The organism is Verrucomicrobium sp. 3C (genome assembly GCF_000379365.1).
GTDB lineage: Bacteria > Verrucomicrobiota > Verrucomicrobiia > Methylacidiphilales > Methylacidiphilaceae > Methylacidimicrobium.
Window position 1 is genome coordinate 253,124 of record NZ_KB901875.1, and the last position, 11,997, is coordinate 265,120.

Genomic DNA, 11,997 nt, shown 5'->3' on the forward strand with positions numbered 1-11,997 from the left:
CTTGAGTGCCTTGTACGCCTTGCAGACCGAAAAGATGGCATTGCAGCACATCTGGCTGCCCAGCGGAGTCGAGGAGCGCATCTCCGAATAAGCGCGTTGATGCAATGCCACCCGATTCCAGACCCGATGCTCGCGAACGACGGCGGAAAGTCGCTGGCAGGCGTTCGCAAAGGCGGATTGCAGCGCGGCAAGCGCCCCTTCCTGCTCTGCCGACGCGTCCAACTTGATCGACGCCGTGCGCATCATGGCCTATCGCCTCTTGGTGACGTGTTCGGATCGTTCGATGTAGCGACGGATGGTTTCCGCGCTGACATTGCCGGCGGTGCCGACGTAATAGGATGGAGACCAGGGATGTCCATCCCACATCCGCTCCTTAAGTGCTGGAAACCGTTGAAACAGCAAGCGAGCCGTAACGCCCTTGAGCACCTTGACGGCGTCGGCCACGGCAATGGCGGGAGGCATGCTGAGAAACAGATGGATGTGGTCCGGCTGAATCTCCTTGGAGATCATCGGCCAATCTCGTTCCGCGCAAATCGAATCCAGCATCGCTCGCATTTCCTCGGCCACCGGTCCCGTCAACACGTCGATCCGATACTTCGGGCACCATACCACATGGTATGCGGCTTGGTAAACACAATTGCGATTGTTGACAACGCGTTGCGTGTCGAAAAGACTACATCACGTGTTGCGTTCCGCGCAACCGCAATTCCTCCCGCGATTCAAATCGCAGGTTTCCTTGCAGGAACTCTATGAAAGGAGAAGCAAGCGGAAAGATCGTTCGGGTGCTCCGGATGCCCGTAAGCTGGCGGATCTTCCACTGGGCCAACTTTGTTGCGGTTTTTGCGGCGGTCGTCACCGGCATCTATATTGCCCGCCCCTACTACCAGGCCATGATCGCCGAGCCGGCGGTCCGGAAGTTCGTCATGGGATGGAATCGGGCGATCCACCTCTACGCCGCGATCACGGTCGACGTTCTCTGCCTCGTCTCCTTCTATCTCTATTTCCTGAGCCGATTCGAGCGCCCCGTCCGCAAGCTCCTTCCGACCAAGGAGCATCGACGGGAATTCTTCGAGGTGCTGGCAAACTTCTTCACCTTCAACCGGAGGAAGCGTTTCGACTCAGCCGAGCTCGACTCCTTCAACGCCGCCTGGTTCACTCTCCTCCATCTCCTTCTCCTCTTCCAGCTCTTCACCGGCCTCCAACTCTACGTCTATAGCTTGGAAAGCGGCCTCAGCGCGGTGGGCGGCTGGTGGCCCTGGCTCATCCATACGGCGACCGATTGGACTTACTGCGCCTTCGGCGGCCGAATGGGCGTCCGCTGGGTGCACCATTTCACGATGTACCTGCTCCTCGCCTGGATCGCCTTCCACGTCTATTATGAGATCTGGCGAACCGTCTACTGGCGCGAAGGCGACATCGCGATCGCCTTCGGAGGGGAAAAGATCGCACGCCGACAACCCGGACCGGCCACCCAGTGATCTTGCCGTCATCGGCTTAGGGAACGTGATCCTCCGGGATGAAGGGCTCGGCGTGCTCGCAACCTGGATTCTGGAGGCCAACCATGCCTTTTCTCCGGAACTCCGCTTCTTGGACGGCGGCGTCCTGGGCCTTGACCTCGTGTCCGAATTCGAGCGCCATTCGCGGCTCCTCGAGCTCGATGCGGTCGCCAGCCTTGACTCGCCGGGAACGATCTACCGCTTCCCCGGCGAAGCGCTCTGGAAGAGGGAAGGCCCGGCCCGAACGGCCCACGAGGTCGACCTGCTCGATGTGCTAAAAATCGCAAGCCTCCTTGGACCCGTCCCGAATCTGGTCCTCCTCGGCATGGTTCCCGCGGAGGTTGGCGGACCCGCGCTCGGCCTTTCCTCCCTCCTGCAAAAGCCCTTTCGCCGTTACCTGGCCGCCATCCTCCGGGAAATTCGCCACCTTGGGATTCGGGTGCGCAACAAGGCCAGAACCTCTCTTCCGGAGATCCTCGAGGCAAAGACGAGAAACGAGCGACCATGAGCCCCTCCTCTGCCGTTCTTCTGCTCCGAGTCGACCGGTTCGATCCCGAGAGCGGACTTTTCGCCTCGTTTCCGCGCCCACCGCGCGTGCCCCTCCTCCGCTTTGCTCCTCTTCCCACCGGCGGAAGGCAGATCCTAGAAGCGATCGGAGCCCTTGATGAAAACGCCGCGCGCCTGCTGCCGAATTTCCGAAGAAGGTTCCCAAAGATCTATGAGGCCCTCGAATCGATCGGCAGCGGCCTTCCGAGCGGCGAGGAGAAGAGCCTCTTCTTCTTTCTCTCGGTCTGCTGCATCGCCCTCCAGGTCGAAGAAGGCGATATTCGGGACGCGGCCTCCGTTTCTTCCGGCCTCCAGATCGACTACGCTCTGATCCAGGAGAAGGAGCAGTGGTTTCTTGACACGAGGCCGACCCTCCGCAGCCTCTGGAGCTACAAGCTGGCGGATGTCCCCAACGCGGTTCTGCCCTTCTCGCTCTTCGAATCCCTGGGGCAAACCTTGGGCGCGTTCGCCGGACGCTGCGGCGAACTCCTGGACAAGCAAACCCTCCGACTGTCCGGAGACCTTGCGGACCATCCCATTCTCCACGCGGGCTTGCTCCGCGGCCTTCCCCGGAAGTTCGCGATCGAGGAGGAAGCACCCGCTTCCAGCACGTCCTCGCCGGATGAGCTCAATGCTTCCGGGCCACGACCCGCGGACTCCGATCCCGCCTCCCCTCCGGCCGCTCCCGTGACGGGAGAAAGAGGGCCAAGCCGAGCAGAAGGCTAAGAATGATCAGAACCGCCATCTTTCTTCTCCTCGTTTTGCTCTAAGACTTCGGGCTTCACGAGCGCCCGCTCGAGGGCCCGAAAGACGATATCGAAAAGATCCGGCGATCCCAAAAGACCCATCATCGCCGTCGTCAGGAGCGCCGCCCCCTCCGCGGGCGAAACCTCCGGACGAAAGATCCCCTCCTCCCTGCCGTCACGCAGCAAGCTTTCCAACTCCCGCCGCCACTCGGCCAGGAGCGATTGAAGCACCCGGTCGATCTCCGGGCAGCGGCGGGAGCGGTGGATCAACTCCTGCATGACCAGCAAGAGCTTTCGGTTCTTCTCCCAGTAGAAGGCGGCATCCGCGAACTCCTGCCGGAGCCGCGCCAGCCCCGGGTTCCGCGCCCGAGGCGGCCCCGGCGCATGAAGCGTCCGAAAGCGCTCCCCCAAGTAGTCCGCCAGTCCATGGATCAGCTTCTCCTTTGTGGAAAAATAGTAGTGGAGGGTGGCAATGTTCACCCCCGCCTGCTCGGCGACCCGGCGGGTCCGCAACCCTTCGAAGCCATGCTCGATCAGCACCGTCATCGTGGCCTCGATGAGCTGCGCCCTTCGGTCGAGGGCGGTCGTCCGGAGAGACCTCTTCGGTCTTCCCCTTTCCTTCCCCGCCTGCGCCGTCGTACGTGCCTTCACTTCTCTCCCCTATTTCTTTCCGCGGGAGGCAACGAGCAGCGGCGAGTGGTAGCCGATATCGAAAGGTTGCACCTTGGGGAATCCCACCTCGGCCAGCCACTCGGCATACTCCTCGGCCGAAAAGATCCCTCCCTCCTCGGTATTGAGGAACATCCGCAACCCGAAGAGCACCGGGTCGAGCGGCCCCGTCCTCTCCCGGTTGGGAAGAAACTCGAGGATCGCGATCCGCCCTTCCGGCCGGAGTGCCTTGGCGATCCGCCCGAGGAGCCTGCGCGACTTCCCCTCCCCTTCGCTGTGAAGGATGTGGCCCAGGATCGCGAGATCGTATCGGGCTTCAGGGAAGGGAACCTCCTGGATATTGCCGGCCAGATATTCGTAGCGATCGGCCATTCCGTGGCGCTCCCCATAGCGCCGCGTGTGCGCGAGCACCCCCGGAAAATCGACCGCCGTGACCCGGGTCTCCGGATCGGCGTGCGCCACGGCCAGGCTCCAGACTCCCGACCCGCAGGCCAGGTCGAGGACGCGCAATCCCCGATGCGCAACACCGGCTCCCAGCGCACGAGCGGCCGCCATCGCCGGTCCCCGATTAACCACGTGGAGAAAGCGGATGAGCAGAGGGAAAAACTCCTCGGCCCGCTTCTGGTGTTCCACCGGTTCCACCGCCTCCGCGAGGCCACCCTTCCTCACCGCTTCGGCAAGATGGTCCCATGCCTCGTCCAGGATGGAGCCGTGGACTAGATCCCCCAAGTAATCGGGGCTTTCCGGCACCAGAAGCGCTTCGGCGATCGGCAGGAGCCGGTAAGAGCCCTTCGCCTTCCCGAGAAGCTGGAGAGCCGTCAGACTGTCCAGGAGCACCCGGGCTCCCCGCACGCTGACGCCGAGCGCAGCCGCCACCTCCTCCGCGGTACCAGCCTTCTTGGCGAGCTGGGAAAAGACACCGAGATCGACCGCAGCCCGGACGATCCGCGAACCGCGGACGCTGTCGATACAGAACAGAAACGGAGCAAGATCGAAATCGAGCGCGAACGGCCGAACATCCATTGATTTCTCCTTGAAGGGTTGCCGGAGCCGCGGCTCGGCCGAGGCGCCGGAATTATTGATCAACTGATTGATAAAATAGAATATCCCGTCCTTCTGTCAAGCGGCGGGCGCTGTTTCCGAGAAACTCCTCTTGCGTCGCGGACCGAACACCTTTGATTTTTTCGTCTTGCCTCCGCTCGGCCACCGCACCAAAGTAGGAGGCTGTCTTGCGGGTGTAACTCAGTTGGTAGAGTGCAACCTTGCCAAGGTTGATGTCGCGGGTTCGAGTCCCGTCACCCGCTCACTGACCGAGCCGCCATGCGGTCTCTCCGGTCAACTGGCGATTCTCATGCAGGATCAGGCCGTTCCTAAAACCATAGACAACCATTTCCCTACCAGGGTAGATCGTCCACGACGACGGCCGAACAGTGCTGCCGACGATTCGCGTGCCGGGGTTTCGCCGGCAAAGTCCGGGTAGCGCCCAATGCCCGCGCTTTCGGGGACAGCGGCGCGGGAGACAGTCGATTGCCTCCCGACCGGGCATGCGCTGCATGCGCCGCTTTGAGTCTCTTCCGGACGCCCGCCCAGAACGACCATACATGCTTCGTCCGATTCCTCGCGGGTAGGGCGAAGGTGACATGACCGCCATTGCGGGTCGGCACGACGGCCTCCCGCACGGACGGGCGCTCGGATCGACCCAATCCTCTCCGGGCGACGGCATAGGCCGCGCCCTGGTGAGAGCTGATGCCATGACGGCGCGCGTGGTTGACCGCGCCGATCACGGAAGTGTAGGCCGGGTCGACTTCGATCTCCTCGACTCCGGCACGAAAAGAGGCCGCTTTCAGCATCGCGATCGTCTTGGCGTAGGCGAAGGAAGAGCGCGCTCGCGCCCGGACGGAATCGACCGCCTCAAGCTCAGCCCTCCTCTTGCGAAGATTTAATCGCTCGATCACGAGCGGCTTGCCCGATTCGGTGCAGGCCCGGACGATCTCCTGGCATGCATCGCCGATTGCGGCTTTCGCCTGCTCCTCGCTTTTCCCGTACAGATTCAATCCGATCCGGCGGATCCTCACCAGGTTGCCGAAGCGCTCCGTTTCGGCCAAGGCGAGATGATCCTCGTTGATGTCGATGCCGACCGCGCCGGCAAGGCGGCGTGTCACCGGGAAAACAGGTTGCGCCTCGACGCTCGCGAACACCCGCCACCCCGATCGGTCCCGCACGAAGCGGTAGCTCACCGCGGATCCCTCTCGCTTGCGGACAAGCCTCCCCGTCTTGGTTGTCCCGGTCACGATCCGGCTGGCGGAGAGGGCCTGGAGAATCGCTTCCTGTCCGTAGGCGAAGCGCACGCCCTCCAGCACCAGGTGTTTGCTCGGTCCGGCCAATCCGTCCGGCAGCCGCAACCGCAGCCGGAGGCTGCCGTCCGGTTCGGCTACTGCTTGGCAGGACTGGTTACCCGCCGTCACGTCCTTCGACCCGAGCACGAAGAACTGGCTGCTCCGCTCCGCCTGCCAATCCTTCTTCCAACCGGCATGGTCCGCATAGCCGTTCTCTTCCAGGGCAAACTGCTTGCGGAAGAGGCGGCGGGAACCGAAGCAGAGCCGGACCTGGCCGGACTCCTGATCGGCAAGGAGCGTCTCGAGCTTCGTCCGTAGGATGGCAAGCCGCCGCCTTTTCTGGTGCAGCAGGCTTGAGCCCGGCTTCTTCTCCTCAAGCCGGCCGATCGCCTCTTCCGCTCTCTTGAGCCGCCCTTTGGTCTCCTCAATCAACTCGGGCCGCCTCTCCTGGCTCGAGGCGATCTTGCCTTCGAGCTCGACCCGGATGGCGTTGAACTGCCGGGCGGTGAGGCCGAAGCGGCGTAGGAACGACCGCTTGAGCTCGTTCCGGGGAACGCCAGCCCGTGGAGCGCCGCATAGGCATCGAGACACGAAGCCTGCTCAGGCGTCAACCTCAACCGGGTCTGGTGGGTGAAAACAGGGAGCTTACTCATGGATCGCTTCCAGCGCCTTCTTGGCGCTGTTCTGCGCGGATCGCTTCCCGTAAGGCCTTGCACACAGGGAAACGATAACTTCGTGCAGGTCGCGCACGATATCGTCGGCCCTCTCGTCCGGATCCACCACCAGGACCGATCGGCTCTGCGCGGCCAGTGCCGCTTCCAGGTACTCGAATCCGAAGCGCATCAGCCGGTCGGGATGCTCGACCAGGATGACGCCGACCTTCGGATCACGGAGCAGCCCGATCATGCCTTTCCGATGGCTCTTCAGTCCGAAGCCGACCTCCTTGACGACCTTGAAGATCGGCAACCGTTTGCTTGAGAGCGAACTCGGAAAACCCGCGCCAATTGCCGGTCCAGATCCGCTTTTTGATCGGCGCTGGATACCCGCGCGTAGAGGGCGACCCCATTGGGTTGTGAGGACTCCGCATACACGATCAGCGTTCCGGTCGGCAACTGCTCGGCCGGGACGGGCAAACGCCCCTCCTTCCACATCCGCCAAGCCGTCTTGTAGCAAACGCCCTGCCGCTTGGCCCAAACACTCAACTTCACTCGGACGTACTACCCTTAAACTCCCTATGTGTCCATATATTATTTAGATTGTGACAACCCTAGCCTGCATCGCTCACAAGCGCTCTCCTGCGGCTAGCGAAATGGACCCGACTGCTTCGTTGGGCCTCGGGTTTTTGGCCCTCCTCGCAGCATGTCGTCATACAGCACAAGAGGCAGATCTACGCCCCGCCTTGCATCCAGATCCATCCATCGCGCATCCGATACGAACTTTGTGAGGCATACAAGCTCTGGATGATCGCGTACCGATTTTACAGTGGTTCGCACGGAAGCATGGCGCATCTGGATCGCCCTGGGCGGACAGGGATCCGTTCAGGGGATCGCTCGGACGGAACGCGCACGCTTCGCACTACAAATCTAATGGGTTCTGCCAGACAATCTTCCGGAATCGGGAAAAATCGCGGTCGTTCGAATGGATGCGGCCGCCATGCTCCAATGCCAATGCCGCAATCATGGCATCGGCAGTCAGATTACCTCCCGTTCCTGCCTCCTCGAGTAAATCGAAAAAGCAGGAAAAGGTGATCGTCCCCGGCGCAAGCAAAGCGACATGGTCCAGGGACAACCACGATTCGACCGCCTCGCGGGCTTGGCGAACAGACATCGGATTCTGGTTCAGCATGGGGTGAGTGGTCAACCGAACGAAGGCGAGAACGACAATCCAGGGAATCCCGACTCGTTCCTCTCCGCTCAGCGTTGCTTCCCACCAGCGGCGGGCGGCTCCATGCAACTCCGAGGTTTGATCGTAAGCGTAGATCAGCAGATTGGCGTCGGGAATAATCATCGGGAGGGCGATCGCGGCAGCGTCTCCTCCGCTTCCAGTTGATCGTAGAGTTGATTGAGACTAAGCCCGCGGAAGCCCGCCTTGAGCCCCAAGGGATGCGGCTGAACATGGAAGGCCCTGCCTTCTTTCCTCCGCGCCGACTGCCGCACCATCCCTAACGCAAGTGTCTCCTCGACGACCTGGCGAAAGGGTAAGCCGGACCTTTTCGCTCGCTCTCGCAGTTCGCGCAGAATGACATCATTGATGCGCAGTGTTGTTCGCATATAGGCATCTTGATGTCTTCCGTTCGGTCGGTCAAGCTGTGGCCTCTACCATTCAATAATGTCTTCGAGACACTCTCCATCGTTTCCGTTTGAAACGGCAGAAGCCAGCTACGGCAGTCGGGGGAAAGGAGGAGCCTTCTCCGGATACTCGCTGAGCTGGTGGATGAGCTTGGCGACCAGTGCGGTCCATCCGGTCTGATGGGAAGCGCCCAGGCCCGCTCCGGTATCGCCGTGGAAGTATTCGAAGAAGAGCAGGCAGTCGCGCCATGCGGGATCCTCCTGGAAGATCGGCCAGTTGCCGAAGACCGGACGCCTGCCGTTCCCGTCCCGCATAAAAATCGAGGCCAATCTTCGGCTGATCTCCTGGGAGACCTCCCAAAGGTTCAGGAACCGGCCGGAGCCCGTCGGGCATTCGACCCGAAACTCCTCCCCGAAGGAGTGGTGGTATTTCTGGAGTGACTCGATCAAGAGGAAGTTGATGGGGAACCAGACGGGTCCCCGCCAGTTCGAGTTGCCCCCGAACCGGTGGAGAGGGGAGGCTCCCGGCGCATAGTCCAACCGATAGAGCTTCCCGTCGATTTGCAGCTCGAGGGGATGATCCTCATGGAATTTCGACACCGAGCGGATCCCGAAGGGGCTGAGGAACTCGCGCTCGTCGAGCATGACCCTCAGCAGGGCGCGGAGCCGTTCCTTGCTTACGAGCGAGAGAAGAATTTCATCGGCTGCTTCCCGTCGCCCTGGCTCGACTTCCTTGCCTTCCCGGGGAGTCGTCGCGTGCAGGGGGACGATTTCCTTCTGGAGCTCGGGATGCTTGCGTAAAAACCAGCGGATCCGCTCCCGAACGCGGCCGTCATGGGATTGGAAGAGGCTCTTCGGTACCGACCCGACAGCGAAGATCGGCATGATCCCCTGAAGGGAGCGGGCCTTGAGGGGCAGACAGGCGCCGGAAGAGAGCCGGAGCACATCGTAGTAGAAGTGGTCCTCCGGATCCCAGAGCCGCTCGCGGAGCGCCTCCGGCAGAGAACGGACATGGTTGAGCGCCTCGGCGATGTTGCCGAAGTGGAGGAAAAACTCGGTGGCGATGCCCAGGAAGGCAGGATCCTCGCGGGCAAGCTCGATCGCGATCTCCATCATGTTGATGGTGAAAAGCCCCATCCAGCTCGAAGCGTCGACTTGGTACATAGTCGAGCCCGGCGGCACGGCGCTCCGGTCGAAGAGGCCGATGTTATCGAGGCCGAGGAACCCGCCCTGGAAGAGATCGTTGCCATCCGCATCCTTCCGATTGAGCCACCAGGTGAAAAAGAGGAGGCAGCGATGAAAGACACGAACGAGAAAATCGCGGTCCCCCTTCCCGGTGTTCTTCCGTTCGATCTCGTAGATCCGCCAAGCGGCCCACGCATGCAGGGGTGGGTTGACCTCCGAAAAAGACCATTCGCAGGCGGGGATCTGGCCGTCCGGGTGCATATACCACTCGCTGGCCAAGAGAAGGAGTTGCTTCTTGGCATATCCCGGATCGATCATCGCGAAGACCACGGCCTGAAAGCAGAGATCCCAGCTCGCAAACCAGGGAAACTCCCACTTGTCCGGCATCGTAATGACCTCATGGGCGTAGAAATGGCGCCAGCGTGCGTTTGCCTGCCGGTACCGAGAGGAGGGAGGAGGGGGAAACGCTCGGTCTCCATCGAGCCATTGGGAGACCACATAGTGGTAGAACTGCTTGTTCCAGAGTAGCCCCGCGAAAGCCTGCCGTTCGATGAGAAAGAGTTCGTCCGACTGCCCGGGTACGCGGATTCGTCCGTAAAATTCTTCGGCACTGCGGATGGCACGAGCGAAGATCGCGTCGGCATCCCGCTGCCACTCTCCGGTGCGAAACGATCGGTTCGAGAGGCGAAGCACGATCGTACAACTCTCCTCCGGCCCCAGGGTCAACGGGTAGTGGACCGACGCCTTGGTTCCGACCCGGAGGGGGTTGACCGTCGCGCTTCCGTGAATCACGTAATCGTGGATTCCATCCTTCGGATAGGGGGTCGTGTTCTCTCCCCAGCCGAACCGGCTTCGATTGGTCTCATTTTCGACGAACAGGACCTCTCGGCCGGGAGAGTGGTAGAGCCTCATCGCATCGAGCTCGGGATGCTCCGCCTCGATCCAGGAGAAGGAAGGATTGGAAGAAGCACCCAGACGAAGGATCGGCTTCGGCGTTCCCGGATTCCAGGACCAGGTGTTGCGGAACCAGAGCGTGGGGAGAAGATGGAGAACTGCCGAGGAGGCAGCCCGGTTGGTCACCCGAATCCGAATGGCGATGTCGGTCGGCCCCTCCTTCGCGTACTCGACCCAGACGTCGAAATAGGCTCCATCGTCAAAGATGCCCGTGTCGGCCAGTTCGTATTCCGGAAGATGAAGATCGGCCTTCCGGCGGCCGTTTTCCTCGAGGAGATCCTCGTAGGGGAATGCGTTCTGCGGGTACTTGTAGAGGAACTTGAGGTAACTGTGGGTCGGCGTGCTCTCCAGCGGGAAGTAGTACTCCTTGACATCCTCCCCATGGTTGCCCTCGGTGTTGCTCAAGCCGAAGAGCCGCTCCTTGAGGATGGGATCAACGCCATTCCAAAGAGCGAGAGCGAAACAGAGCCGACAACCCTCGTCGCAGATTCCGCCCAGGCCGTCCTCCCCCCAACGGTAGGCTCGAGAGCGAGCGTGATCGTGGGGAAAGAAGGACCAGGCATCCCCATCCGGGCTATAGTCCTCCCGGACCGTGCCCCACTGACGATCGCTCAGATAGGGGCCCCACAGCCGCCAGGGAGCGGATCCCTCGGCCGCTTCCCGCAGCCGCTGCTCTTCCTGCGTCATCGATGCGCAATCATTGTGCAGCGGCCTGGGCTTGGCTGTTGCCCTCTTGCGGCTTAATCCTCTTCCCGCACAGTTCCCTGGGAACTCCCTCCCAGAGACGAAGGCCGCCTGGGAACGCAAGCGCATTCTCTCCAAGGAAGCAGTCCAGAGGGAGCTTCTTGAGCAACTTGGTGTTCCCTCCCCCAAGGATCACATAGTCGGCCTGCACGATGTAGCGCAGCAAGGTCACCACGCGGCGGACATGGCTGCGCCATTTTCCGTGTCCGAGGCGTTCCAAGCCCGCTTCCCCCACGTAGGCCTCGACCGTCCTCCCTTTCCGATAAGGAACCGCTTCGAGTTGAAGCGGCTGGAGCACTCCTTCGACGATCAAGGCCGATCCCAAGCCAGTGCCTAGGCCCAGGAAGAGCATGTCTCCCCCCCGATAGCTTCCCAAGGCCTGCATGGCCGCATCGTTGACGATCCGGACCGGGACTCCGAAGCCCTTCGCAAAATCAAAGGAGGTCCATCCGCGTCCGAGATGCAAAGGCTCCTCGGACGGGTGCCCCTCGCGAACCGGACCCGGATAACCGATCGCCACGCGAGAATAGGACCAATCCGAGACGAGCTGGCCCACCTCGCGGACCAGCATTTGCGGGGTGAACTTGGGGCCGGTCGCAATCTCCCGTGGCTCAGGATGACCCGAAGCGTAGACCTTGACATGATGACCGCCGACATCGAGAACCAGCGTCTTCTCCCCGGCCTTCGCGGGCTTCCCGTCCGTCGAATTGTGCTGCGGCTTTCCCTTGTTCTTCGCCATGACCAAGCCGGATTTCCTCCCGTTCAAGCCCATTCTACCTGGTTAATGATCGAGAACAAGAGCTCCGAAAGGAATTATGTCGCAAACAGGTAAACAACCCGCGACTGAAGTCGCAGGCTTTATCGTGAAGCGCAGACATGGTTGCCAACATCCGCACCTCCAACATTAGGCGTGCTTACGGCCGCCCTTGGCGGAACCATCGTTCCGCCAATCCGGGCAAGATTCCGACTCGCGTTCAAGTCGCTGTGCGCCCGGAGACCACAGTGATGACACACGAAACGATGCTTCGTGCGT

The 11,997-nt window shown here is 61.5% G+C and carries 11 protein-coding genes, 1 tRNA gene and 3 pseudogenes; 4 read left to right on the top strand and 11 right to left on the bottom strand.

All coding sequences use genetic code 11. The features are described 5' to 3' along the window. Together A37A_RS20420 and tnpA are read right to left on the bottom strand one after the other, a co-directional pair. Nucleotides 1–246, bottom strand: a pseudogene (locus A37A_RS20420) (RNA-guided endonuclease TnpB family protein); the annotation flags it as partial. 3 nt (nucleotides 247–249) lie between these two features. After that, a pseudogene (tnpA, locus tag A37A_RS0101590) lies at nucleotides 250–636 on the bottom strand (IS200/IS605 family transposase); the annotation flags it as partial. A 113-nt stretch (nucleotides 637–749) separates the two neighbouring features. Here tnpA and A37A_RS0101595 point away from each other — a divergent pair. From A37A_RS0101595 to A37A_RS0101605, 3 genes are read left to right on the top strand one after another with little or no spacing between them, the layout of a single operon-like run. Next, nucleotides 750–1,478 (top strand): cytochrome b/b6 domain-containing protein, encoded by a 729-nt coding sequence (locus tag A37A_RS0101595; protein WP_018289797.1) that lies wholly within the window; start codon nucleotides 750–752, stop codon nucleotides 1,476–1,478. Beyond that, on the top strand, nucleotides 1,378–2,004 hold the full coding sequence (locus A37A_RS0101600; protein WP_081616155.1) for a hydrogenase maturation protease: 627 nt from the start codon (nucleotides 1,378–1,380) through the stop codon (nucleotides 2,002–2,004). The genes A37A_RS0101595 and A37A_RS0101600 overlap by 101 nt, the downstream gene beginning before the upstream one ends. Beyond that, nucleotides 2,001–2,768: a hypothetical protein gene (locus A37A_RS0101605; protein ID WP_018289799.1), complete on the top strand. Its 768-nt coding sequence runs from the start codon at nucleotides 2,001–2,003 to the stop codon at nucleotides 2,766–2,768. The genes A37A_RS0101600 and A37A_RS0101605 overlap by 4 nt, the downstream gene beginning before the upstream one ends. Here A37A_RS0101605 and A37A_RS0101610 read toward each other — a convergent pair. After that, on the bottom strand, nucleotides 2,765–3,439 hold the full coding sequence (locus A37A_RS0101610) for a TetR/AcrR family transcriptional regulator (RefSeq protein WP_018289800.1): 675 nt from the start codon (nucleotides 3,437–3,439) through the stop codon (nucleotides 2,765–2,767). The genes A37A_RS0101605 and A37A_RS0101610 overlap by 4 nt on opposite strands. A 9-nt stretch (nucleotides 3,440–3,448) precedes the next feature. Further along, nucleotides 3,449–4,480 carry a methyltransferase gene (locus tag A37A_RS0101615; protein WP_020493856.1) on the bottom strand — a complete coding sequence of 344 codons (1,032 nt, stop codon included), beginning with the start codon at nucleotides 4,478–4,480 and terminating at the stop codon, nucleotides 3,449–3,451. Between the two features lie 208 nt (nucleotides 4,481–4,688). Here A37A_RS0101615 and A37A_RS0101620 point away from each other — a divergent pair. After that, nucleotides 4,689–4,761 (top strand) — tRNA-Gly (locus A37A_RS0101620). A gap of 90 nt (nucleotides 4,762–4,851) precedes the next feature. Here A37A_RS0101620 and A37A_RS0101625 read toward each other — a convergent pair. The 7 genes and pseudogenes from A37A_RS0101625 to A37A_RS21685 all read right to left on the bottom strand — a co-directional run. Then, the gene (locus tag A37A_RS0101625) at nucleotides 4,852–6,384 is read right to left on the bottom strand and encodes an IS200/IS605 family element transposase accessory protein TnpB (protein ID WP_026195584.1); all 1,533 of its coding nucleotides are present in this window, start codon (nucleotides 6,382–6,384) and stop codon (nucleotides 4,852–4,854) included. 54 nt (nucleotides 6,385–6,438) lie between these two features. Further along, nucleotides 6,439–7,001, bottom strand: a pseudogene (locus A37A_RS15115) (IS607 family transposase). A 367-nt stretch (nucleotides 7,002–7,368) separates the two neighbouring features. Further along, entirely contained in the window at nucleotides 7,369–7,800 is a 432-nt protein-coding gene (locus A37A_RS0101635) for a TA system VapC family ribonuclease toxin (protein WP_018289803.1), read from the bottom strand. Then, nucleotides 7,797–8,063 carry a hypothetical protein gene (locus A37A_RS0101640; RefSeq protein ID WP_018289804.1) on the bottom strand — a complete coding sequence of 89 codons (267 nt, stop codon included), beginning with the start codon at nucleotides 8,061–8,063 and terminating at the stop codon, nucleotides 7,797–7,799. The genes A37A_RS0101635 and A37A_RS0101640 overlap by 4 nt, the downstream gene beginning before the upstream one ends. A gap of 108 nt (nucleotides 8,064–8,171) precedes the next feature. Further along, a complete protein-coding gene (locus tag A37A_RS0101645) occupies nucleotides 8,172–10,907 on the bottom strand; it encodes a hypothetical protein (RefSeq protein WP_018289805.1) in 2,736 nt (911 codons plus the stop codon). Between the two features lie 10 nt (nucleotides 10,908–10,917). Next, nucleotides 10,918–11,703: an ROK family protein gene (locus A37A_RS15120; protein ID WP_020493857.1), complete on the bottom strand. Its 786-nt coding sequence runs from the start codon at nucleotides 11,701–11,703 to the stop codon at nucleotides 10,918–10,920. A 119-nt stretch (nucleotides 11,704–11,822) separates the two neighbouring features. Continuing rightward, a partial coding sequence (locus A37A_RS21685; RefSeq protein WP_155996581.1) for a zinc ribbon domain-containing protein occupies nucleotides 11,823–11,997 on the bottom strand: 175 nt, incomplete at its 5' end.

Excerpts from the sequence above, each read along its gene's own strand:
- A37A_RS0101595 (WP_018289797.1), top strand. The coding sequence starts at position 750 with ATGAAAGGAGAAGCAAGCGGAAAGATCGTTCGGGTGCTCCGGATGCCC.
- A37A_RS0101600 (WP_081616155.1), top strand. The coding sequence starts at position 1,378 with ATGAGATCTGGCGAACCGTCTACTGGCGCGAAGGCGACATCGCGATCG.
- A37A_RS0101605 (WP_018289799.1), top strand. The coding sequence starts at position 2,001 with ATGAGCCCCTCCTCTGCCGTTCTTCTGCTCCGAGTCGACCGGTTCGAT.
- A37A_RS0101615 (WP_020493856.1), bottom strand. The coding sequence starts at position 4,480 with ATGGATGTTCGGCCGTTCGCGCTCGATTTCGATCTTGCTCCGTTTCTG.
- A37A_RS0101635 (WP_018289803.1), bottom strand. The coding sequence starts at position 7,800 with ATGATTATTCCCGACGCCAATCTGCTGATCTACGCTTACGATCAAACC.
- A37A_RS0101640 (WP_018289804.1), bottom strand. The coding sequence starts at position 8,063 with ATGCGAACAACACTGCGCATCAATGATGTCATTCTGCGCGAACTGCGA.
- A37A_RS0101645 (WP_018289805.1), bottom strand. The coding sequence starts at position 10,907 with ATGACGCAGGAAGAGCAGCGGCTGCGGGAAGCGGCCGAGGGATCCGCT.
- A37A_RS15120 (WP_020493857.1), bottom strand. The coding sequence starts at position 11,703 with ATGGCGAAGAACAAGGGAAAGCCGCAGCACAATTCGACGGACGGGAAG.